Raw genomic sequence first — 24361 nt, 5'->3', positions numbered from 1 at the left:
TTTTAAAAAAACATTCATGAAATCTTATCTTTTCTCAAAGCAATGCTTTGGGCTACTTTGTCTTTTCCTTTTCGGAATACAAATTCTTTCAGCGCAAAGCCTAAATCGACAAACATTAATTTCAAAATCAACTACTTGGAACGGTTCAACTTGGACAAATGGAGAACCAAACGAGAAAACTAAAGCAATATTCGCAGCAAATTTTACTTCTACCAATGATATTACTGCTATATCTATTCAGGTTCTTCCTAACGTAGTAGTTACTGTTTCGGATAATACAACGTTAAGTGTAATCAACGACATCATTGTAGACAACACTGCAAAATTAAAATTAGAACCAATAGCGCAACTGTTGCATAAAAATCCCAATTCTGTAAATTCTACAATTGATGTAGTTAGAAAAACTGGATTCATTGACCGTCATGCTTACACGTATTTTTGTTCACCCGTTTCTGGGCAAGCACTCAATTTATTAACGGATTATAGCTTTCCTGTATTTACTTACAACAATAATGGCAACCCTGATGGCTCAGGAAGTTATGCTCCGCCTCTTTTTGATAAGTATTATACTTGGGATGACATTGGCACACCTGTGGGTTACGATGCTACTATTCTTGAAAAAGGGGCTTGGCTCAACATTCCTGAAACAACGCTTATGGAACCTGCCGGAAAAGGTTTTATCGTTAGGGGGCCGAATTCATTTAAACTAGGTGTGGCTCAACAATGGCAGGTTAAGTTTACTGGAGAGCCTCATGATGGTAACATTACTGTTCCTATGCAAGGAGTTTCATATACGCCATTTAGTGGAAGCATTACAACACCGGTAGCTTTATCACAAGTTGACCCTAGTCCTGCACCACTTGAATACCAACCTTGTGCCAACCCAAATTACGCCATGAATTTAATAGGGAATCCTTACCCATCAGCTTTAGACGCTGATTCATTTTTATCACACCCTACAAATGTTACAAATCTAGGAGGTGCCATTTACTTTTGGTCACATAAAACACCTCCATCAACTTCAAACCCTGGCAATGGAACTGCTCCAATCAATTATACAGCTGATGATTATGTTACTTATAACTTAATCGGAGGTATAGGGACAACAATTTCTGACAGGCCAGTAGGAAAAGTTGCTAATTGTCAAGGCTTTTTTACTAAAGCTTTAAATAGCTCTGGTGCCTTCTTCAACAATGACATGCGTGATTCTAGTATAGCAACCGCAGCACAACAGTTCTACAGAAGCAATGGAACTAATATGGTAAACCCGACAACAAAGAATAGGTTTTGGGTTAGTTTTGGTGGAAAAGAAATACTTATTGGATATATGCCTCAAAAGAATGTTGCAGCTCAAAGTTCAACACCTGCTTATACTATTCCTGGGTCAGTAAATGGATACGACAAGATGTATGACGCTGAATTATTTAAAACTGCTTTTAATACAGCTACTGAACTAAATAATAGAGTTGAATTTTACAGCATTATCAATCCAACCACTCCCTGCCCAAGATTAGCAATTCAAGGAAGAAAACTAGATGCAACTTTTAATACTAACGATGTAGTTCCCTTGGGTTTTTCATGTCCGGCCGGAACTTACTCTATTAGTGCTGTTAATTTAGGTGCTGAAGGAATATTTGCTACACAATATTTTTGGCTCAGAGAAACTCTAGGTAGTGTGGTGACTTATTATGATATAAGAAATACACCATATACATTTACAACAACATCTTATACAAATGATAACACTACCCGTTTTGCCATTGTTTATGGTATACCAACACCTCCATCAATAGTTTTTCCGGCTGTTTGTGGAACTACGCTTCAAAATATATCTAATACCGTTTATTCTCAGCAAGGGCCAAATAATCATCAATACCAAGTAGCTACTGACCCAAGTTTTTCAGCTGGTTCGATTATTGGGCTTTTCAATGGAAATGTACCTCCATACTATCTCCCTTATCAGTTTAATTTAAATATCCCCGGGCTAATAAATTACAATACCACTTACTACATCAGAGTAGCAACTTATCAATTAAACGGTCAATTAGCTTTTGGATCTATTTGTCAAATTACTACACCATCACCTCCAACCACACAATTATCCCAAACGATTAATGGAATTGAAGGCTCTTGTGGTAAAACACTTAGCAGCTACAGTACAACTCTTTATTGTGGATCTCCTTCTGAACTAGGGTTTTCAACATCTGGCTGGCGATTTCAAGTGAGTACAACAAGTACCTTTGACGCAGGAACAATAGTAGGATTGGTTACATCAGGATCAAATAGTTTCAGTTTGACGCAGCTAAGTCCTTATGTACCCCAACCTAATACAACTTATTATGTTAGGGTTCAAATTAAATTTGGCAATCCCGGTGCGCAACAATGGCAAGAAGATGGAAGCGGGAATCCGGTATATGGTTCCGTTTGCCCTGTATACACGCCGGCTAATCCAGCCCCAAGAAGCACCTTATCTAACCAAACAATATTTGAGACCACGGCTTACCCTAATCCATTCTCTGGAAACTTTAAAATCAAACTCAATTCATCTTCAAATGAGCTTGTTCAAATTAAAGTATATGATCTTTTAGGAAGATTAATTGAGCAGCAAATATTTGACTATTCTGATGCAGAAACTAAAGAATTTGGTGAAAATCTAAACTCCGGCGTCTATAATGTTATAATCTTACAAGGTGAAGAATTAAAAACAATTAAAGTCATTAAAAGATAAAACTTAACCAATTACAATTTTATATTCAAAGGCTATCATTAAAATGGTGGCCTTTTTACTTAATATTTTGTCAACGCCCAACCAATATTATATCTTAAATCTTTTACCCCAAAACTCCTAGCCTATTTCCCCCCGCTACCGCGAGCGTCTTGCTCATAACATACACCACCCCTACTCACACAATGCTGTGATAATACCCCACGTCAAACCCCACGGTTTCACGTCATTGTTCGGGGCACTACACCCCACCGGAATACGGTAACCACCGCAGGCTCATGGCCGTGAACCGCTGCGTTCAGTACCCGCCTTTGTTGGGCTCTACACAGGTTGCGCCCGTTCTTTCATCGGCCAGGGCTACCACAACGGTGCTGGCAAAGCACTATACAAATCTATGCCAAAATAGCTTTCGCAACACGGGGGTAGCACGCCCAAAATGTTAAAATTGCAAAAAAAGGCTTTTTTGTACGAATAGTGTGATAATTCCAGCATTTTTAAAAAGGGTTCGTAGCAGATTGAAGGCAGGTTCAAGGCAGTCTGTTCGAGAAAAAAGCCGTTTTGTGCTACAAAGGTGCCTTAAAACTGTTTTGCAACCCGAACCTTTTAAAGCGCAAAATGGGCGTTGTGGGCGATAGATATGCTAATGGCTTTAACAAAATTTTAAGACACTCTGCAACTCCGTCCTGCCCTAGGCTAAAAAAATCGGAAACTGCCTTTTTTTATTGGCTTTTTCAGGCTGAAACTGCTCTGAAGAACCTGCCTGAAAAGTTATTATTTTGGGTGTTTTTACAGAAAATCTACCCGAGAGCTTTAACAAATTATTAAGAAAATGAGGAGGGTTTTTGGGACGGTTGGAGGCTAGGCTTTAACGATAAACAATGGAAAAGTATTAAAAAATGAACCCGAGCAGCCAATCAATTTTAGCTTAGATTCATTAAGATTTTTTACAGAAAATCTGCCGTAAAACCAAAAAAAACATCTGACTTTTAATACCTTAATACCCATCAAAGTTTTCTTTGCTTATATTTGAATTGAAATCAACCCACCCCTGTATTGCTGCTTCACTTTTTTTGTCTTGTATAACGGTTTTAGCCTATGAAAAAAATAGTCCTTCTTTTGGTTTTGGGTGGTTTGTTTTCGGTGCGGGTCACCGCGCAAGAATACGTGCACAACAATGTTCAAACGCCATTCTTTTCTTATGAAAAATGGGCTGATGACAACTACTCATTTCATTTTCAGGTATCCATCCTCGATTATTATGTGCCGGTGTTTACCAACACAACGTATATCGATGGCGATACGTTATATGTGCGTTTGACTTGTGATATCACCACCGAAGTATTTTATTTTGGCAACCCTTTGATTTATAATCAGAGTGTTATATACCCGCATGTGATTCCGAGCAACGTTCAATATATTGCCCTAGTTATTGATGTGCTGATGTTGGCCGATCAACCCCCACGGGATCCGATTTTGGTTCAAAACGTATACAGTCATTTCATTGACTTGAATTTAGCAACCCAACAAAATAGTGCTCCATCAGCAATGGTCTATCCGAATCCAATGCGTGATGTGTTTTATATATCAGATGATTTTGATTTTAATTCCCTGAGCATCAGCAATGCCTTGGGTCAGAAAGTGATGGTTTTGCCTAAAAATGCATCCCGCTCATATGATGTGAGAAATCTGCCTTCTGGGGTTTATTCTGTTCAATTTTATACAAAAGAAAACCAAAAAATCAAAGCCTTAAAAGTGATCAAACAAAATTAAAATGGTATGAAAAAACTCTTGACGCTTTTGGTTGTTTTAAACTGTTTTTGGGCCCATGCGCAGTGGGAATTGGTTTATACAGATGCCTCATCAATCCTTTATGACGTTTGTTGTATCAATACACAACAAATAGTGGCAGTGGGTGACAACGGAAAAATCCTGATTAGTAACAACGGTGGGGTGCTCTGGTCAGAACGATCCATCGGGATTAATTGTAAATTGATTAAAGTGCGGTTTGCCAATGAACTCATAGGCTATGTTTCGGGTATAGACAGCAACCATTCCTACTTATTTCAAACCCTTGACGGCGGAATACATTGGAACAACATTACTCCAACTTTGATTGATGTGATTGATTTTTCTTGCCCGCAACCCAACGCCTTGTGGGTAACGAGCGCACCCTTTTCTTTGTATAAAAGCCAGGATAGTGGTGCTCATTTTTCGTTAGTAAATACACAAGCGCCCGTTCAGACCATTCAATTTATCGATGATATAAACGGCTTTGGCTCGGTGGGTAATAATTTATCTAAAACCATTGACGGCGGCCTGACTTGGACAGCAATAGGGTTAGTTGATTATGGCGAGAGACGCGCTGCATTTGACTTTTACAACCAAAATGTTGGTTTTACCAAACACGGAAATACTTTATACCGAACCACGGATGGCGGGGCATATTTTGAGATGATCAATTTTTTAGATTATCCGGCTTTGCAGTTGTTTGCTACCTCTGAAGACATTGCTTGGGGCACACCTGCTGAAACCGTCATTAACCAACCCGAAAATCTAAAAACTTTTAAAATAGATTTATCACAAAACGGATTTTCATTTGAAGAAGGCCAACCTATTTTTTCTGCTTTTTATTTTGCCCATCCAACCGTGGGTTTTGCCGTTAACTACAACGGTCAAATCTACAAAAATACTACCGGCTCACTGGCTACAAGCTCAGCCAGGCAAAAAAATCAAATAAAAGTTTACCCGAACCCCGCTTCAGGCTTTGTGTATCTGCAAACGCAACAACCGATGCATATTCAGAAAATTTTAGTTTTGGATGATTTAGGTAGGGTGATTTATCAAAATAGGCTGCCGGTAGAAAATAATATTTCTTTAGATGTACGTGCTTTTGCCAGAGGGTGTTATTGGGTGGTGGTGGAAAGCGATGAGGGAAGATGGGTGGAGCAGTTGGTGGTGGAGTGATGGGTTAAAAAAATATAATTATTTCCATTCAGGGGGAATTTTCGCGCTATCTGTTTTGTCATGATTAAATACTTCGTCCGGCATTATCGAATTTCTAAATCTAAAGTTATTCTGTTCCAGCCTAACAACTTTTTTTCCTTTAGCTACATCTTTTAAATCATAACTAAAATTTCCTGGAGGAAAAAATATTTTAATATCGATATTTGGAAAATGCTTTTTAATAAATTCAATTGGAGGAACTAAATCACTGTCCGCAGAAATTAGTACTATTTTATCAACTAAACCAAGTGCGCAATCACCTACCATGTTAACAGAAATGTTTACATCAGTTCTTTTTTCCTCTGGCTTAGTAAACTTAGTTGCGCAATTAGAGCATACAATCTCTTTGTCATAATATTTTCCCCTTATGACTTCAAACCTATCCTTATTAATTAAATCATTGGCTTTAAATAATGCGCTTTGTCTACTTTTTTTACCACTATTAAGTGGAGGAGATGTGAAGTATTTAACCTTTTCAATTGTTTCGCCTGGTAAAGCAAATTGATTTGCAAATTTCAAAAAATCAATCCAATAAAAGGCCCTCCATTCTGGATGAATTTGATTAATACTCTTCTTTAATCCGTAATAGAAATTAAAACCGTCTATGTAGTAAATTGTTCTCATAATAGGCAAAAAAAAAGCTACCTAAGTCGGTAGCTATACTTTACTTAACAGTAAAGCGTGGCGTTTATGATGCAAATATAAAAGCTTAAAAACTAGAATTCCAAATTTTGGCTTATTTTTATTATTGTTGATTTATATAATTGTTCGGAAAACCTGCGGTGTTTTAGGGGATGATTTTTATATCTATTCGGTTACAAAACACCTGCGGTATTTTGGTGAGAACTTTTAATAAGGGTTGTTTTTGAAGCGGGTGGTTTTTAAGGGATTAGGGCGGGATTACCTGCGGTGATCCCTGTGGGGAGTCAGTGGTCAAGATAAAAACCAGCTTTTTGCAAAAGCTGGGATTTTTATAAAAGAATTCTGCTTACGAAAGTGAACTTTCGACGGGGATGATTTTCTGGGATTAGGATGGGATTACCTGCGGTGTTCCCTTGTGGGGGGTCAGTGGTCAAGATAAAAACCAGCTTTTTGCAAAAGCTGGGATTTTTATAAAAGAATTTTGCTTACGAAAGTGAACTTTCGACGGGGATGATTTTCTGGGATTAGGATGGGATTACCTGCGGTGTTCCCTTGTGGGGGGTCAGTGGTCAAGATAAAAACCAGCTTTTTGCAAAAGCTGCATTTTTATAAAAGAATTCTGCTTACGAAAGTGAACTTTCGACGGGGATGGTTTTCTGGGATTAGGACGGGATTACCTGCGGTGATCCCTGTGGGGGGTCAGTGGTCAAGATAAAAACCAGCTTTTTGCAAAAGCTGGGATTTTTATAAAAGAATTCTGCTTACGAAAGTGAACTTTCGACGCACAATTCTTTTATAAAAAAACCAAAGCTGTCGCTTTGGTTTTTGTCTTGCAGAGAGGATGGGATTCGAACCCACGATGCAGTTGCCCACATACAAACTTTCCAGGCTTGCTCCTTCAACCACTCGGACACCTCTCTCTGTTGGGGTGCAAATAAATGTATTTTTATTGACTTAAAAAAATTAACTGAGTTCGCCCCGTAGGGATGTTTCAAAAATGGTTTTGAACACGGCCGGGGCTACGTTTTGACCAAGCAAATACATAAGTTTGGTAATAGCGGCCTCGGTGGTGGTGTCTTTGCCTGATATCACGCCTATTTTTTTGAGTTGGGTGCTGGTTTCATATTGCCCCATGCGCACGCTTCCGCCTGAACATTGGGTTACGTTTACCACGTGCAGGCCTGATTTGATGGCTTTTTTGAGCGCTTGTACAAACCAGTTTTCGGTGGGTGCATTGCCCGAGCCGTAGGTTTCAAGTACGATGCCTTTTAATCCTGGGATTGACAACACCGCATTGAGCACGGTTTCATTCATGCCCGGAAACATTTTGAGCACCACTACATGGCTATCGAGCTGGTGGTGTACGATGAGTTTTTTGGCTTTGTCTTGTGGCCATAGCGCTGCGTGGTTCACGAGCAAATGCACGCCTGATTCGGCCAAGGCCGGATAGTTGGGCGAGGTAAATGCATTGAAGTGTTCGGCGTTGATTTTGGTGGTGCGGTTACCGCGGTAGAGTTTGTATTCAAAATACAAGCAAACTTCTTGAATCACCGGTTTGCCTTTGTGTTGTAACGAAGCAATTTGTATGGCTGTAATGAGGTTTTCTTTGGCGTCGGTTCGCAAATCGCCAATGGGTAATTGTGATCCGGTAAACACCACCGGCTTGGCTAAATGCTCGAGCATGAAACTCAAGGCCGAGGCCGAATACGACATCGTATCTGAGCCGTGCAACACTACAAAACCATCAAATTTTGCATAGTGATTTCCGACCATATCAGCCATTTTGACCCAATAAGCCGGATTCATGTTTGATGAATCAATAGGCTCGGTAAAAGAGATGGTCTCAATATGGCAATCGAGTTGTTTGAGTTCAGGAATGTTGTGCAGTAGCTCTGAAAAGTTAAATGCCTTGAGGGCTCCGGTCTCAAAATCTTTGACCATCCCGATGGTGCCACCGGTATAAATCAGCAAGATGCGCGGTTTAGACTGCATTTTGATATTTGCGTTTGTTGACTACCGGATTGGCATACATATTCAAGAAACCTTCGAGCAAAATCGGGTTGGTTTGATCAATCTTTAGATCTAACCTACGCTCAAAGAGTTGTTTTTCATTCTCGGTATAATACGCCGCGTATTCATTGGTTTTATACAACAAATCATAAGCGATATAATTGGTTGGCCACAATTTATAACTTGATAGTATAGAATCATCAATGGCTTGGGCCAAGGCTTGAATTTGTTTGTTGGTGTTGTCATTCTCACGTTCAATTTGGTCAATTTCGGTTTTGAGGACATCGCCAATATGAATGTGGATGTGCTTTTTTTGTCCCATGATTCCGCTGAGCAAGGTCATGAAATCTTCATTCTTTTCTTTGATGTAGATTTCATTGTTGGCCTCGGCCATGAGTTGCGGCATTTTGAGGGCATCGGTTGGGTCATATTCATAAGATATCGACACCGGCACCACTTTGATTTTTCTAAAATAGTCCATCAAATTGGCCTCGTCAGAACCCATGGCGAGCATTTTTAAAACACCCGAATGTGTTGCATCGTTGCCGTCTTTGGTACGGCCTTCGCGTTGGGCTATCCATACTGAGCGGTTTTCACGGCGCAACAATTGACGAATATATTCAGACATGAGTTTTGAACTCTCAAGCAATTCACGGGGTGGTAATCCGCGCTGTACAATAAAATTGCGGTTGAGTTTAGATAGCGTTCTTAAAAACGATTTGCGCACCAAGTTATCGCCAATGGCCGATGCGGTCATGACCAAACCGTGATCAAACAAAGCTCCGTTGAGCAATGAGGTATCTAGAATAATGTCGCGGTGGTTTGAGATAAACAAGTAGGAAGTGTTTTTTTCTAACTTATCAAACCCTGAAGTCGAGAGCCCGTCTGAAGTTTTTTCGAGCACTTTTTGCAGCGATTGATAAATAAAATTACACTGAAAATCGCGTATAGAATGCGTTTTGAGCAGTTGTTCTTTCCAGACTTCATCAGCTTGGTCCGGAAAACTAAAATTCATCAGCGCTTTCATCATCGGATGGTTTACCGATGCTCTTAAGGCTTCATTGACCTCGGCATCATAAAACGGGCGAATCGCGTCGAATTTTTGCATGTGTTTTTTATTTGATGCAACAAAAAAACAAAATTTATTGACAACTGCCGCTACTTTGACCGCTTAAATACCAAAAATTGCTTTTGAATTTTGGGTGGTGATTTGCGCCAATTCTTCGGGCGTGATTTGATACAAGGCGGCCAATTTATTCAAAACTTCAACAATGTAGGCACTTTCGTTGCGTTTGCCGCGATAAGGATTGGGTGCTAAATAGGGTGAATCGGTTTCTAAAACAATATGGCTCGGATCAATTTGCGCGATGAACTGATCAATCTGTCCGTTTTTAAAAGTGACCACCCCGCCTATACCGAGTTTCATGCCGCAGGCTATGGCTTGCAAAGCTTGTTCATAGGTTCCGGTAAAGCAATGAAAAATACCGCGCAATTCAGGTGATTTGGTTTCTTCGAGTATTTCAAAAACCTCATCAAAAGCGTCGCGACAGTGAATTACAATGGGCAAGTCGTATTGTTTGGCCCAAGCAATTTGTGTTCTAAAGGCTTCTTGTTGCTCTTTGAGAAAAGTTTTGTCCCAGTATAAATCAATACCGATTTCGCCCACGGCATAAAACTTTCGGGCTGAAAGTTGTTGGGCCACATGCGCTAGTTCTTGCTGAACATTTGCTTTGACATAAGTAGGGTGCAAACCCACCATCAGGAACATGTGTTCAGGATAAGCCGCCTCTAAATCATACATCGCCTGTGTATACGAAGAGTCAATAGCCGGAATAAAAAAACGGGTGACGCCTAGTTGCAATGCGCGCTGAATCATTTCTGATCGGTCATCGGCAAAGGATTCGCTGTATAAATGGGTGTGGGTATCGGTAATCATAAACTTTTAAAACTCGAGCAAAATTACAATTAAATGAATTGTTTTGCGAACTTTACCCCAGACAATTCTTGTTTTTTTACCATGGAAAAACTCCCCGATTTACTGCATGAGCAAGGCTATAAAAAAATAAAGTTTAAAGTCAGTAAAACACAGCATTTGTTGGTCAAAGCCAAGATCAATGGCGTGGCCGGATGGTTTATTTTAGACACCGGAGCCAGCAACAGTTGCGTGGGTTTTGAAGGTATAGAACTCTTTAAGCTCAGTCCTGAAAACTCGTCAACCAAAGCGGCCGGTGCGGGTGCTACGGGCATGTATACGCAAATAGCCCCCAAGAACATCTTGCAAATCGGACGCTGGAAAACCCGGCATTTCCCGCTGGTGGTTTTTGATTTATCACATGTAAATCAAGCCCTTAGCCAACACAAAGCGCAACCGGTTCAGGGCATTATTGGCGCCGATGTTTTGCTCAGCGGCCATGCTATTATTGACTATTACCACGGCTGTGTTTATTTGCAATAATCTGAACACAAGGAATTTATTTTTGGGTTTTGGTTTTTTCTGTAGTAATATTACTTACATTTGGTAGACTAAATAAATTACTATGAAAAAACACTACGCTTTATTTTGCTTGGGATTCATCACTTTGTTGTTTTCATCTGTGCTTTCGGCACAAAGCACCAACGTTATTGCGGTTGATGATTACGAGTCAATTGACAACGCAACCGGTCCTGTCATTGCTATTCAAGATGTCTTGGCCAACGATACGTTTGACGGCATGCCGGCCACTTTGTCAAATGTGGTTTTTAGTTCGATATCCTCGTCTTCAAATTACTTGACCTTAGACCAAACCACCGGTGCTATTATATTTTCAAACGGTCCGGCTCCGGTAGGAACCTACATTATTGAATACGAGATTATGCCTACCAACAGCAGCACATCAGCGAGTTGGGCAGCAGCTTATGTAAGCGTAGGATGTACTGATTTATATCCGCCTGTGGTTACCGGTGTTGTACTGCCTAATTGTAGTTCAGCTACCGGATCGGTAACCCTCACAGGTTTGCCAGCCTCTGGTATTTGGACCATTTTAAATCAAAACAACACAGCTATATATACTGGTATCGGAACCACGGCTACGATCAACAATCTTTACCCCGGTGAATATTACTTAAAAGTGCGGAATGCTCAAGGTTGTTTTACCTCGCCTGTTTATGTTGACATGCGGTACCTGAATGTGTCAATGGTAGGAAATTACACCGATACAAATACCGATGGTAATCCGAGTGTGGGTGATGTAATTCACTACAGTTTTAATGTGACCAACAACAGCGGTTGTACCATGACCAATATCCGTAGAATCTCGGGTTCACTGCCGGCAGTTGGCATCATCACTTCATTGGCAGCAGGCGCTACAGACAGCACTACAATGAGCTATAACTACACCTTAACCCAAGCCGATATCAACGCAGGTAAAGTAACCAAAACCATTACCATCGGTGGTACAGCCGGCATTATTGGGCAACAAACCTATGTCAACTTAACCTACACCAATAATTTCAACACCTCTGACGGCATCAAACTCGTTGCGTTTGTTGACACCAATGGCAATGGCATTCAAGACCCGGACGAGGCTACACTTACCAATGGCTCTTTTACGTATCAGATTAATGATGCAGCACCGGCTATTGAATTACAAGCCAACAATGCTTGCTACTTGTATGAGGTAAACCCGAACAACTCATATGACATTAGTTTTAGTGTTTATAACGCTTATCAGGCTTTTTACGGAGTGGCTCCAACGCTCAACAATATTACCGTTCCCAACGGATCAGGGGTTACTACTTATTATTTTCCGGTTACCTTAACACCTTTTACTGATTTGGGACTTTATATGTATGGCAGCAACCCAAGACCGGGTTTTACGCATGATATTTATCTGTACTATACAAACCATGGTGTGCAAACTATTGCTTCAGGAACGGTGACTTTTCACAACATTGACAACCAAACCATCACCAATGTTTCTGTTCCGGGTACTGTGCCTACAGCCGACGGATTTACGTATAATTTTGCCAACCTAGGCCCGCATGAAACCCGATATATTTATATCACACTGCAAACGCCAACCATTCCAACGGTGGCTTTGGGTGATTTGGTTCATTTTGAAGCGAGTATTGAGCCAACCCTCAACGATATTATGCTGAGCAACAACAATGCTATTTTAACACAAACCATTGTGGGCTCGTATGACCCGAACGAAAAATACGAATCGCATGGCGGACGTGTGGTGCATGCAAATTTTGGCTCAGATGACTATTTGACTTATACCATTACTTTTGAAAATACAGGTACGGCCAATGCTGAATTTGTTAGAATCACCGATGAGCTTGACAATCAATTAGACGAAACCACTTTGATGATGATCAATGCCAGCCACAGTTATACACTAGATCGTGAGGGCAGCTCTTTGACTTGGTTTTTTGATGATATTCAATTGCCGCCATCAGTGCCCAACACCAACATTGGACATGGTTTTGTGACCTTTCAAATCAAACCAAAAGCGGGTTATGCTTTGGGCGATGTGATTCCGAACACGGCCAGTATTTACTTTGACTTTAACCCGGCCATTGTAACCAATACCTGTACTACTGAGTTTGTGCCTAATTTATCTAATACCACTTTTAACTTAGACCAATTGCATTATGCCCCGAATCCGGTACAAGACCAATTGACAATTTCAAACACCACCCCGATAGAGAAAGTGAGCATCACGAACACCCTTGGACAAATCGTTCTTGAGCAAACACTGCAAACCACAGAAGCGCAGATTAATTTATCGCAACTTAATTCGGGCGTATATTTTGTAAAAGCTACGGCACAAAAACAAAGTAAAGTGTTTAAAATCATCAAAGAATAAATACCAAACCCTGTAGAAAACTCCGAATGATTTATTTGGAGTTTTCTTTTTTTAAAAACAAAAGCTATGAAAAAAACACTCCTCCTCGTATTGCTGTTGATGGGCATCATCGGTTATGCGCAAAACCTTACCTTGACTAATTATTGTAACGACTCATCGTTTGATTTGACTCAGCTCAATAGTCAAATAATGGGCAATCAAAATCCGCCACAAGCAACGATTACCTATCATTTAACACAAGGCGATGCCACCAACAACCTCAACGCCATTGCTGACCCGACCAACTTTACGATCAGCACAACACAGCAAGTTGTTTTTGCGCGGGTGCTGAACTCGATTGCATTAACCACAAGTATCGTTCCGGTGAATTTGGTTGTCAATAGTGATTTACAAGTTATTTTAAATACCATTATTACTTTGCCCAGCTCAATAGTTACTGCTTGGGTAAACGGAGGTCAAGAACCTTATACCTATCTCTGGGCAATGAATGGAACTCCTGTTATAAACGGAGGACCAACGTTTATGCTTCCGCCCAATACCCCCGGAATGTATGTTGTAACAGCCACTGTAACTGACGTTAATGGCTGTAGTAGTACTTCAACGGTGTCGGTTTTTAACCCTCCGATGATTACCATTGAGGCCAATGATGATTCGTTTACTTTATCAAACTTAGATGGCACCACTACGCCTCCGGGCAACGGCAGTGTGTTGTTTAACGATACCGCAGGGGGTCAACCGGCCAATCTGAATACTGTTTCTCTCAATTTACTATCAACCACCAATCCGAATGTAGGTTTAACCCCTGATGGCCGAGTATCTGCCAACTCGAATACGCCCAGCGGATTGTATACATTGATATACCAAATTTGTGATTTAACTGCGCCTGGTAACTGCGATACCGCTACGGTAACTGTTTTAGTGGATTATTGCAGAGCGAATACACCCATCATTGATGCCGTTACCCAACCCACTTGTTCCGTAAACACGGGCGCTGTTGCTTTGAGCGGATTACCCGAGATGGGCACTTGGACCATCAATTATAAAAAACTGCCTAATGGCCCAACACAAACGCTTACCGGCGCCGGAACAACTACAAGTATCCCGAACTTAGCGCCGGGATCGTATCAATTGAATGTTTTGGCCGAAGATATTTTGCTGGCGAATTGTTTTGAATCGTTTAATATAAATCTCAATATAAATGACAATTTGTTTGTTGTCAACACCTCTGAGCAAGGAACCTATATTGACTTTAACAATGATGGCTATACCAATGTAGGAGACATTGTTCAGTTTAGTTTTACGGTTCAGAATAGTACTTGTGGAGATATAACTGATTTCATGCTGCATTCAGGATTAGAAATTCAGGGTGGCCCTATTGCTTTCTTTCCGCAAGGAACCACCGACAGCACCACTTTTACTGCTGTTCATGTCATTACACAAGAAGATATTAATTACGGAGAAATTTCAAGCAGTTTATCTATTTCTGGAATGCAAAACGGGATACCCCTATTCAATGATTTTGCCATGTTAATCACTTATGCTTTAAACACATCCGACGGCATCAAACTCAACGCTTTTTTAGACCTCAACACCAACGGCATTCAAGATCCGGGCGAGATTAACTTTTCACAGGGTGAATTCAGCTACAGCATCAATGGCGGATCAGATATAAACATCGCAACCAACAGCGGACAGCACTACATTTACGAATCAAACCCAACCAACGTTTATCATTTAGGATATGCGGTTAATCCGGCCATAGCGGCAAATTACTCCGTATCGCCGAGCAGTTATACCAATGTGACTGTAGCTCAAGGCTCAGGCATCACAACCTATAACTTTCCGATTACCATTCTTCCTTACAACGACTTAGCCGTTTATCTGTACACTTATTCAGCACCGCCTAGACCCGGATTTATCTATCAAAATTACATCACGTATACCAACCAAGGCATTCAAGCCATTTCAGGAACGGTTACTTTTGTCAAAGATCCTTTACTGAACATTACCGGCACTTCTGCCGCCGGAGTGGTCATGAACGCCAACGGATTTACCTATGACTTTACGAATTTACAACCACACGAGACGCGTTTTATAACGGTGAATATGCAGGTTCCGACCATTCCGACAGTGGCCTTGGGACAACAACTAACCAATACATGTTCGATTACTTTAACCCCGAATGACATTGCACCCAACAACAATACTTCGAGCTTAACCCAGATTATTGTGGGTTCCTACGACCCGAATGACAAATCTGAAAGCCACGGCTCTGAGGTAGTTTTTTCAGATTTTTCAGCCGACGATTACTTGACTTATACCATTCGTTTTGAAAACACCGGAACCGCCAACGCCATCAACGTAAAAGTAGACGATGTGCTCGACACACAACTGGACGAATCTAGCGTGCGCACCATTGCTTCGAGCCATCCGTATGTGTTAAAACGCACGGGCGCTGCGCTTTCGTGGCAATTTGACGGGATTGATTTGCCGCCATCGGTAGATGGAGACCCGGTGACCGGTCATGGTTATGTGGTGTTTCAAGTAAAACCTAAAGCCGGTTTTGCTTTGGGGGACATCATTCCGAACAGCGCCAACATTTATTTTGACTTCAATCCGGCCATTGTAACCAATACCTGTACGACGGAGTTTGTGCCGTTTTTGGGCGTGGATGTTTTTGCGGGCGGAAGTTTAGAATATTATCCGAATCCGACTTCGGGCATGGTAACCTTTAACCTGAAAAACAGTTCATCAGCCATAAACACTGTTGAAGTTATGGACATTCTGGGCAAAACATTGCTTTCAAAAACGGTTGACTATCGTGAGGCGACCCTTGATTTATCCTCTTTTGAAAAAGGAATATATTTGGTAAAAATAAAAGCCAACGGACAAGAAGAAACCATTAAAATAGCCAAACAATAATCCTGTAAACATTCATGAAAAAAAATTATAACCTCATATTCTTATTTTTAGGAATATTGTGTAACAACTCCTTATTAGCACAAGCACCTGTAGCTAACCCTGCCTTTTTTGAGATATTTGCGTCAGATTGCAATTCGCCTTTTATGTATTTAATAAGCAGTGGCAGTGTGACTAATACCGGAGGCGGTGTAAATTGGAGCACAGTGGATCTTGATCAAAACCAGCCCGGAATTCAAAGCGAAATCGACGTAAATCCTCAAGGGTTTTTTATGGTGTCAAATGGGAATATTTCATTTATGCCTTTTCCGATTGGCCCTCCGCTACAGAGCGTAGACATCAGCTATACGGTACAAGATCTTATGGGTAACACTTCAAACGTTAGTACGATTACTTTTTTGATACACCGTTTACAAACGTATGCTAGCATCATCACACAACCCACGTGTGAATATCCGAATGGTGGTTCCATCACAATCCATAACGTATCGGCTGTTGGTGGGCCTTGCTCCCTAAAACTTTACAAAGACGGAATCTCTGAACCTGTTGGAACTTATCAGCTATTTCCGGGACAGCCAGAATCCGACTTATTTATTCAGGATCTTACCTTCGGAGATTATTTTTATGAGATTACCAACGACAATTGCGGGATTATTGCCGAATACTATAAACCCGCCGGCTATCTGACCATTGACAATCCGCTCAGCGCAACAGGAACCGGAACTTATCAGGATTACAACAATGACGGTATTGTCAATGTGGGCGATATTGTCAATTATCAGTTTACTGTATTCAACAGTAGTCCAGTTTGTACAATGAACGATGTGGAAGTTTATTATCTGATTACACCCACGGGCGGGCCGATACCTATCCTTGCCCCAAGCGCAACAGATGCAACGACACTAACCGGATATGCTCCGATTACTCAAGAACACATCAACAGTGGTCTTGTGCATGCGCCTATCAACATAGGTGTTTCTAACCCGGGCATTAATCCTTTTAGTGTACCGATAAATGTAGCTTTGAATATCTCAGACGGTATTAAACTCAATGCGTTTATTGATACCAATAACAACGGAGTTCAAGACAACGGCGAACAGAATTATACCGAAGGTTCTTTTAGTTATCAAATAAATTCAGGTGAGAGCCACCAAGTAATGACTTCAACCGGAACGCATTATTTATACGAAACCAATCCAAACCATTCGTATACTTTGCAATACAACATTAATCCGAACAACAATTATTGCGGCACACAATACACCATAGCAACATCATCCTACACGGGGATTACTGTTGCCCATGGCTCCGGAATTGTGACTTATAATTTTGCCATTACCGCAGTTCCTTGTACTGATATTGCTGTATACCTTAACTCATATTGGAGCAGACCCAGACCCGGTTTTACTTACACCAACACCATTAATTATAAAAACGAAGGAAATCAAGCCATTCCAAGCGGCATCCTTACTTTTACCAAAGACAACGCTGTAACCGTTACGGCGGTTTCAGATTCTGGGTATACAGCCAACGCCAGTGGATTCACATTGAATTTTTACAATCTTAATCCCGGCGAATCCAGATCGGTTACCGTAACCATGCAAGTGCCGACCATTCCCACGGTAAGCTTGGGGCAATTGCTCACCAATTCGGTTTCGGTTACCCCTACAGACGCTCATATGGCCAACAACAGCCAGAGCATAACTCAAAACATCATTGGTTCATATGATCCGAACGACAAAACCGAAGCCCATGGCGGAAAGATTGTGCATTCTGGTTTTACAGCCGATGATTATCTGACCTATACCATTCGCTTTGAGAATACCGGAACGGCCGAAGCCATCAATATTCGCGTAGATGATGTTTTAGACAACAAGCTCAATGAAGGTTCTATCAAAATGATACGCGCGAGTCATAATTATACGCTCGATCGCATAGGCAATCACTTGACTTGGCGTTTTGACGGAGTTAACTTGCCGCCTTCGGTAGCCGGAGACGAAGTAACCGGTCATGGCTACATTGTGTTTCAAGTAAAACCTAAAGCCGGTTTTGCTTTGGGGGACATCATTCCGAACAGCGCCAACATTTATTTTGACTTTAATCCGGCCATTGTAACCAATACATGCACAACAGAATTTGTGCCGTTTTTGGGCGTGGATGTTTTTGCGGGCGGAAGTTTAGAATATTATCCGAATCCAACTGCTTCAACAGTCAATTTCTCAATGAAAAATGCTATAATCGATAACATAGAAATCAGCGACATCCTCGGAAAAACATTGTTGTTTAAAGCAGTTAAAAATGCAAATGCTTCAGTAGATTTATCCGACTTGAACAAAGGTGTATATTTTGCCAAACTCAGCAGCGGTGCTCAAGAAAAAACCGTCAAACTCATTCGCCAATAACGATGAAACGATATAAAAAAACCCGCTCTGTTGAAGCGGGTTTTTTATTTATTTCTTAAACGAAAAATAAGCAATAATCGCACTGATGAGCATCATCACTCCGCCCAATATAAACGGTGCTCCGGCAAACTGAACCGGCGCCTGGTCATGCGTAAAATAATAAAACAACATGCTCATAAGCGGTGGCCCTACAATGGCCGAAGCGCTCATCAAACTCGTGAGTGTTCCTTGAATCTCACCTTGCTCGGTGGGTGGCACATCGCCTGAAATAACCGACTGCAAAGCCGGACCGGCTATTCCGCCCAAACAATAAGGCACCAAAAAAGCAAACATCATCCAGCTCTGGGTAGCAAAGGCAAACATAAACATGCCTAGAGCATACAGCGCAAAGCCCACATAAATTGATTTTTCATTGCCGAGTTTGGGGTTTACCCACCGAATGAGTCCGCCCTGAACCAAGGCCACCAAAACACCGATAACACCCAATGAAATACCGACCATTTTTTCATCCCATTTAAACTTATACATGGTATAATAACTCCAGTTGCCTTGCACCGCGTGTGAGGCTACATACAAAATAAAAACCGAGGTAATCAGCCCAATCACTTGTGGATATTTTCTCAAATTGAGCAAAGCACCCACCGGATTGGCTCGCTTCCAATCAAATTCTCGACGATTGCTTTTATCCAATGATTCGGGCAAAATAAACAGTCCGTATATAAAATTTAGCATACACAAAACCGCAGCGGCATAAAACGGAACGCGCGCTCCGTACTGCCCGAGCAATCCGCCAATGACCGGCCCAATGATAAACCCAAGCCCAAAGGCTGCACCCACCATTCCAAAGTTTTTGGCGCGGTTCTCAGGGGTGCTCACATCAGCAATATAAGCCGAAGCCGTGGTAATACTCGCTCCAGTCACCCCAGCAATAATGCGCCCAACAAACAGCCAGCCTATGGTCGGAGCCATCGATAAGAACAAATAATCAATCGCAAAACCAAACAGCGAAATCAAAATCACCGGCCGTCGTCCGTATTTATCGCTCAAATTGCCAATCAGTGGCGCACAAATAAACTGTGTAATCGCATAAGCAAACGTGAGCCAACCGCCAATTTTGGCCGCCTGCGAAATATCGCCGTGAATGAGTTCTTCAATGAGTTTCGGAATCACCGGAATAATAATACCCCAACCGGTAATGTCAATAAGCATCGTGATAAAAATAAACCCGATGGCTGCTTGTTTCTGATTTTGTTTCATGATGCCGTTTGTTTGGTTGCTGATTTTTGGGGCGTGCCGCTTCGTCGTGCCTCCTCGCGTCGCGCTGTCCGCGGCAATTTGACCGCCCTACGCAAAGCTTCGGGCGCTCAAGATTTCTGCTCCCATCGCTCACGCGGCTGCACAAATAAACGAAAAATCTGTGGGAAACTGTGCGGTTTTTTGACCTGCGAGGTTGGGTGACCTGCGAGGTTTATCAAACCTTGTAGGTCTTAAAAAAAAATCCCGCCTGAAAAAACAAGCGGGATCAAATATATAGGCGTCCCATCCGGGAACGTAAGAAACCCTTAAAGCTCTAAGGCTTTTTTAGGGTTGTTATCCATTAATATTTCTACCGGATTCTCGAGCGCTTCCTTCACTGCTACTAAGAAACCTACTGATTCGCGTCCGTCAATGATGCGGTGGTCATAAGAAAGCGCCACATACATTACCGGAGCAATCACAATTTGTCCGTTGCGCACAATCGGTCTATCCACCACATTGTGCATGCCTAAAATACCTGATTGCGGCGGGTTGATGATCGGCGTGCTGAGCATACTGCCAAACACACCACCATTGGAGATGGTAAAAGTTCCGCCGGTCATTTCATCCACGGTAATTTGACCATCACGAGCGCGCAAAGCCAAACGTTTGATTTCGGCTTCCACACCTCTAAAAGAAAGGTTTTCTGCATTGCGCATCACCGGAACCATCAATCCTTTCGGGCCTGATACCGCTACGGAGATATCGCAAAAGTTATAGGAGATTTTCTCTTGACCGTCAATCATCGAATTCACATCCGGATACAATTGTAAAGCGCGGGTAACGGCTTTGGTAAAGAACGACATAAAGCCCAAGCCCACGCCGTGTTTGTTTTTGAATTCGTCTTTGTATTGCTCGCGAAGCGCATAAATGTTGGTCATATCTACTTCGTTAAACGTAGTAAGCATGGCTGTTTCATTTTTGGCCGAAACCAAACGCTCGGCAACTTTTCTGCGCAACATTGAAAGTTTGGTACGCTCGCTGCCCCGGTTACCGCCGGTGGTGGGCGTTCCCATAGAAGCTACCGCATTCACTGCATCGTCTTTGGTAATGCGACCGCCTTTTCCGGTGCCGATCACGTCAGAAGGTTGCAGGTTTTTTTCGTCTAATATTTTTCGAGCAGCCGGTGAGGGTGCTTGCGCTGCATAAGTAGCGGCTGGTGCTGGTGCTGGTGCAGGTTTAGAAGCTTCTACTTTAGGAGCTTCGGCGGGTTTTTCGGCTGGGGCTGGGGCTGCAGGTGCAGCGGCGGCGGTTTTGGCAGCGGCGGTGTCAATCAAACACACCACAGCGCCAACGGCTACCGTATCGCCTTCTGAGGCTTTTAGGGTAATGACGCCACTGGCTTCAGCCGGAAGTTCAAGGGTTGCTTTGTCTGAATCAACCTCGGCAATGGCTTGATCTTTTTCTACATAATCTCCGTCTTTCACGAGCCAAGTTGCGATTTCCACTTCTTTGATCGATTCGCCCGGTGATGGGACTTTCATTTCTAAAATCATAGTAATATATTTTAGTTATTTCTCTAATTAGTATTGAACTGTTTTAGAATATTCAAAATACCTGACAGCCACTGGCTGTCCTCCTTTTAATTTCAAATATCTCTAAAATCATAGTAGTATATTTTAGTTTATTCTTTATTGTATTGTTTCTGTTTTCTCTGCTGCCCTAGCCCCGATCGAAGCGGAAATCCTTTTGGTTCTTTCTTGAAGAACCCAAAGATTGCAGCGCAGAGCGGGAATGAGCTTCTTATGATCTGAATAAATTTTTATCAAATACCATTCTAATGGCATCGGCATGGCGGCGGCGATCACGCGTGTGACTTCCGGCAGCCGGTGCTGCATAAGCTTTGAGCGATGCTAAACGCCAAGGCACCAAGTCGAAATTCATGAGCATATAACTATAGGCGCCCATGTTTTTCGGCTCTTCTTGTGCCCAAACAAAATCATCGGCCTTCGGATAGCTTTTGATGATGGCTTTGAGTTGCTCTACCGGCAACGGAAACAGCTGCTCAATGCGCACCAAAGCTACATCGTTGCGGCCTAAGTTTTCACGCTCGGCCAAGATGTCGTAATAAAATTTACCGGTGCAGAACACTACGGTTTTTACTTTTTTCTTGTCAACGCCGGTATCGTCTATGGTTTCTTGGAACTCGCCTTTGGCCAGCTCGTCAACGGTAGATACACACAGCGGATGGCGCAATAAACTCTTAGGCGAGAACACCACGAGCGGTTTGCGGAATTTGGTTTTCATCTGACGGCGCAACAAGTGGAAAAAGTTGGCCGGTGTGGTACAATCGGCTACATACATATTGTGACGGGCACAAAGCTGCAAGTAGCGCTCCATACGCGCCGATGAGTGCTCAGCCCCTTGTCCTTCATATCCGTGAGGCAACAAAAGCACGATGCCGTTTTGGTTGTTCCATTTGTCTTCGCCACAAGAAATGTATTGGTCAATCATGATCTGGGCTCCGTTAGAGAAGTCACCAAACTGCGCTTCCCAAATGGTGAGTGCATTCGGATTGGTCAAGGCATAACCGTAGTCAAATCCGAGTACGCCGTATTCTGAAAGGAATGAATTATAGATGTGGAATTGTCCTTTTTTGTCTTTGAGTTGGTTGAGCAAGATGACTTCTTCTTCGCTGTCTTCAACTTTCACTACCGCATGACGGTGCGAGAAGGTTCCGCGCTCAACGTCTTGACCTGAAATACGCACATCGTAGCCTTCGGTAAGCAAGGTTCCGTAGGCCAAAGCCTCTGCGGTTCCCCAATCAAGGGCGTTGTTGTCATACATCGTTTTGCGATCAGAAACAATTTTTTGAATCTTGCTGATGAATTTTTTGTCTGAAGGCAAATTGGCAATGGTCTCGATGATTTGATCGAGTTTTTTGCGGTCAAATTTGGTGTCGACTTTTTTGAGCATTTCATCATCTGAAACCTGAACAAAGCCTTTCCACTCGTCTTGCAAGAAGGGTTTGATGATGGTTTTATCTTTTTTGCGCGAAGCTTGAAGGTTTTCATCGAGCTTGGCTTTGTAATCATTTTCAATTTTGGTTACATAAGCTGCATCAATAATGCCGTCGGTGATGAGCTTCTCGGCGTAAATGTCGCGTGGGTTTTTGTGACGCGCGATGATTTTGTACAAGACCGGTTGGGTAAAACGCGGCTCGTCGCCTTCGTTGTGTCCGTATTTGCGATATCCGAGTAAATCGATAAATACATCGCGTCCGAATTGCATTCTGAAATCAAGGGCAAACAACATGGCGTGCACCACGGCTTCAGAATCGTCGGCATTGACGTGTAACACCGGTGAAAGCGTTACTTTGGCAATATCGGTACAATAGGTGGATGAACGCGCATCGAGGTAATTGGTGGTAAAACCTACTTGGTTGTTGATGACGATGTGAATGGTTCCGCCGGTTTTGTATCCGTCCAGCAAAGCCATTTGTACAATTTCATACACGATGCCTTGTCCGGCTACGGCCGCATCGCCATGTACAGCAATCGGCAATACTTTTGAGAAATCGTCCGGGAAATATTTGTCTTGTTTGGCGCGAGAAATTCCTTCAATCACGGCACCTACGGTTTCAAGATGCGAAGGATTCGGCGCCAAATTAATGTTGATTTTTTTACCTGATTTGGTTTTGCGCTCAGAGGTAAGCCCTAAGTGGTATTTTACGTCACCGTCAAAATATTCTTTGTCATAGTCTTTTCCGTCAAACTCTGAGAATATATCTTGGGTGGGTTTTTCAAAAATATTGGCCAGCGTATTCAGACGTCCGCGGTGGGCCATACCCATAACAAAATGCTCTACGCCTTTTTCGGCAGCCGCTTCAATCACGGCATCAAGCGCGGGAATGAGACTTTCGCCGCCTTCGAGCGAGAAACGTTTTTGTCCGACATATTTGGTATGTAAAAAGTTCTCGAATGAAACCGCTTGATTGAGTTTTCCGAGGATGTGTTTTTTCTGCTCAGCGTTAAAGTTGGGCTGGTTGTCATTTTGGTTGATGCGCTCTTGTACCCAATTGACAAAAATCGGGTTTTCCATGTGCATGTATTCAATACCAATGTGTTGGCAGTACATATTTTGTAAATGCACCAATATTTGTTTGAGTGAACACGGCTGTTTGCCCAATACTCTGGCGGCATCAAAAACGGTTTCTAAATCGATTGCGCCCAGACCGAAATGTTCTAAATCTAAATTGGGTGCATACACACGACGATCGCGTACCGGATTGGTTTTGGTAAACAAATGACCGCGGGTTCTATAGCCATCAATCAGACGAAGTACGTTGAATTCTTTTTGAAGTTTTTCAGAACCGGTGCCGGTTTGAGCTTCGGCAGCAATTTGCTCACCGATGTACTCACCCGATGATTCCAACCCAAAGTCAAAACCTTGGAAAAATGCTCTCCAACTGGGTTCAACGCTGTCTGGGTTTTGGGTGTATTGTTCGTATAAATCGGCAAAAAACTGGGTATGTGCTGCGTTCAGAAATGAAAACCTGTCCATAATTTATATAG

Annotated in this window: 14 protein-coding genes and 1 tRNA gene; 7 read left to right on the top strand and 8 right to left on the bottom strand. The window is 42.2% G+C overall.

What is annotated here, in order from left to right:
• The first annotated feature begins 16 nt into the window (after nucleotides 1-16).
• The 3 genes from KIH23_RS11215 to KIH23_RS11205 all read left to right on the top strand — a co-directional run bounded on the left by KIH23_RS11215 (nucleotide 17) and on the right by KIH23_RS11205 (nucleotide 5689).
• A complete protein-coding gene (locus KIH23_RS11215) occupies nucleotides 17-2728 on the top strand; it encodes a T9SS type A sorting domain-containing protein (RefSeq protein WP_213213579.1) in 2712 nt (903 codons plus the stop codon).
• Between the two features lie 1092 nt (nucleotides 2729-3820).
• Nucleotides 3821-4495: a T9SS type A sorting domain-containing protein gene (locus KIH23_RS11210; protein ID WP_213213578.1), complete on the top strand. Its 675-nt coding sequence runs from the start codon at nucleotides 3821-3823 to the stop codon at nucleotides 4493-4495.
• Between the two features lie 6 nt (nucleotides 4496-4501).
• Nucleotides 4502-5689, top strand: coding sequence for a YCF48-related protein (locus KIH23_RS11205; protein WP_213213577.1), 1188 nt, complete (start codon nucleotides 4502-4504; stop codon nucleotides 5687-5689).
• Nucleotides 5690-5707: 18 nt separating this feature from the next.
• Here KIH23_RS11205 and KIH23_RS11200 read toward each other — a convergent pair whose 3' ends face one another.
• The 5 genes from KIH23_RS11200 to KIH23_RS11180 form a co-directional block, all read right to left on the bottom strand.
• The gene (locus KIH23_RS11200; protein WP_213213576.1) at nucleotides 5708-6352 is read right to left on the bottom strand and encodes an NYN domain-containing protein; all 645 of its coding nucleotides are present in this window, start codon (nucleotides 6350-6352) and stop codon (nucleotides 5708-5710) included.
• A gap of 851 nt (nucleotides 6353-7203) precedes the next feature.
• Nucleotides 7204-7290, bottom strand: a tRNA-Ser gene (locus KIH23_RS11195).
• A 43-nt stretch (nucleotides 7291-7333) separates the two neighbouring features.
• On the bottom strand, nucleotides 7334-8362 hold the full coding sequence (locus tag KIH23_RS11190) for an asparaginase (protein WP_213213575.1): 1029 nt from the start codon (nucleotides 8360-8362) through the stop codon (nucleotides 7334-7336).
• The gene (locus KIH23_RS11185; RefSeq protein ID WP_213213574.1) at nucleotides 8352-9488 is read right to left on the bottom strand and encodes a 1-acyl-sn-glycerol-3-phosphate acyltransferase; all 1137 of its coding nucleotides are present in this window, start codon (nucleotides 9486-9488) and stop codon (nucleotides 8352-8354) included. Before KIH23_RS11185 ends, KIH23_RS11190 begins: the two co-directional genes overlap by 11 nt.
• A gap of 63 nt (nucleotides 9489-9551) precedes the next feature.
• Complete coding sequence (locus KIH23_RS11180; protein ID WP_213213573.1) at nucleotides 9552-10316, bottom strand: TatD family hydrolase; 765 nt, start codon at nucleotides 10314-10316, stop codon at nucleotides 9552-9554.
• 81 nt (nucleotides 10317-10397) lie between these two features.
• On the opposite strand from KIH23_RS11180, the gene KIH23_RS11175 reads away from it, so the two are divergent.
• The 4 genes from KIH23_RS11175 (at nucleotide 10398) to KIH23_RS11160 (ending at nucleotide 18551) form a co-directional block, all read left to right on the top strand.
• A complete protein-coding gene (locus KIH23_RS11175; RefSeq protein ID WP_213213572.1) occupies nucleotides 10398-10835 on the top strand; it encodes a retropepsin-like aspartic protease in 438 nt (145 codons plus the stop codon).
• Between the two features lie 82 nt (nucleotides 10836-10917).
• A complete protein-coding gene (locus tag KIH23_RS11170; protein WP_213213571.1) occupies nucleotides 10918-13230 on the top strand; it encodes a T9SS type A sorting domain-containing protein in 2313 nt (770 codons plus the stop codon).
• Between the two features lie 66 nt (nucleotides 13231-13296).
• Nucleotides 13297-16152: a T9SS type A sorting domain-containing protein gene (locus tag KIH23_RS11165; protein ID WP_213213570.1), complete on the top strand. Its 2856-nt coding sequence runs from the start codon at nucleotides 13297-13299 to the stop codon at nucleotides 16150-16152.
• A 143-nt stretch (nucleotides 16153-16295) separates the two neighbouring features.
• Nucleotides 16296-18551, top strand: coding sequence for a T9SS type A sorting domain-containing protein (locus KIH23_RS11160; RefSeq protein ID WP_213213569.1), 2256 nt, complete (start codon nucleotides 16296-16298; stop codon nucleotides 18549-18551).
• Nucleotides 18552-18599: 48 nt separating this feature from the next.
• Here the strand turns inward: KIH23_RS11160 and KIH23_RS11155 are convergent, their stop codons facing one another.
• The 3 genes from KIH23_RS11155 to KIH23_RS11145 form a co-directional block, all read right to left on the bottom strand.
• Nucleotides 18600-19808 (bottom strand): TCR/Tet family MFS transporter, encoded by a 1209-nt coding sequence (locus KIH23_RS11155; RefSeq protein WP_213213568.1) that lies wholly within the window; start codon nucleotides 19806-19808, stop codon nucleotides 18600-18602.
• 305 nt (nucleotides 19809-20113) lie between these two features.
• Nucleotides 20114-21343, bottom strand: a complete 1230-nt coding sequence (odhB, locus tag KIH23_RS11150) for a 2-oxoglutarate dehydrogenase complex dihydrolipoyllysine-residue succinyltransferase (RefSeq protein ID WP_213213567.1) — start codon at nucleotides 21341-21343, stop codon at nucleotides 20114-20116.
• A 247-nt stretch (nucleotides 21344-21590) separates the two neighbouring features.
• On the bottom strand, nucleotides 21591-24350 hold the full coding sequence (locus KIH23_RS11145; RefSeq protein ID WP_213213566.1) for a 2-oxoglutarate dehydrogenase E1 component: 2760 nt from the start codon (nucleotides 24348-24350) through the stop codon (nucleotides 21591-21593).
• Nucleotides 24351-24361 lie beyond the last annotated feature (11 nt).

Source organism: Flavobacterium sp. CYK-55 (assembly GCF_018413465.1).
GTDB lineage: Bacteria > Bacteroidota > Bacteroidia > Flavobacteriales > Flavobacteriaceae > Flavobacterium.
This window is presented reverse-complemented; position numbering and strand designations above follow the sequence as displayed.

Bases quoted from the DNA above. Each gene is read 5' to 3' on its own strand.
- KIH23_RS11160 (WP_213213569.1), top strand. From the start codon at position 16,296: ATGTATTTAATAAGCAGTGGCAGTGTGACTAATACCGGAGGCGGTGTA.
- KIH23_RS11205 (WP_213213577.1), top strand. From the start codon at position 4,502: ATGAAAAAACTCTTGACGCTTTTGGTTGTTTTAAACTGTTTTTGGGCC.
- odhB (WP_213213567.1), bottom strand. From the start codon at position 21,343: ATGATTTTAGAAATGAAAGTCCCATCACCGGGCGAATCGATCAAAGAA.
- KIH23_RS11175 (WP_213213572.1), top strand. From the start codon at position 10,398: ATGGAAAAACTCCCCGATTTACTGCATGAGCAAGGCTATAAAAAAATA.
- KIH23_RS11145 (WP_213213566.1), bottom strand. From the start codon at position 24,350: ATGGACAGGTTTTCATTTCTGAACGCAGCACATACCCAGTTTTTTGCC.
- KIH23_RS11155 (WP_213213568.1), bottom strand. From the start codon at position 19,808: ATGAAACAAAATCAGAAACAAGCAGCCATCGGGTTTATTTTTATCACG.
- KIH23_RS11170 (WP_213213571.1), top strand. From the start codon at position 10,918: ATGAAAAAACACTACGCTTTATTTTGCTTGGGATTCATCACTTTGTTG.
- KIH23_RS11200 (WP_213213576.1), bottom strand. From the start codon at position 6,352: ATGAGAACAATTTACTACATAGACGGTTTTAATTTCTATTACGGATTA.
- KIH23_RS11190 (WP_213213575.1), bottom strand. From the start codon at position 8,362: ATGCAGTCTAAACCGCGCATCTTGCTGATTTATACCGGTGGCACCATC.
- KIH23_RS11185 (WP_213213574.1), bottom strand. From the start codon at position 9,488: ATGCAAAAATTCGACGCGATTCGCCCGTTTTATGATGCCGAGGTCAAT.
- KIH23_RS11180 (WP_213213573.1), bottom strand. From the start codon at position 10,316: ATGATTACCGATACCCACACCCATTTATACAGCGAATCCTTTGCCGAT.
- KIH23_RS11165 (WP_213213570.1), top strand. From the start codon at position 13,297: ATGAAAAAAACACTCCTCCTCGTATTGCTGTTGATGGGCATCATCGGT.
- KIH23_RS11210 (WP_213213578.1), top strand. From the start codon at position 3,821: ATGAAAAAAATAGTCCTTCTTTTGGTTTTGGGTGGTTTGTTTTCGGTG.
- KIH23_RS11215 (WP_213213579.1), top strand. From the start codon at position 17: ATGAAATCTTATCTTTTCTCAAAGCAATGCTTTGGGCTACTTTGTCTT.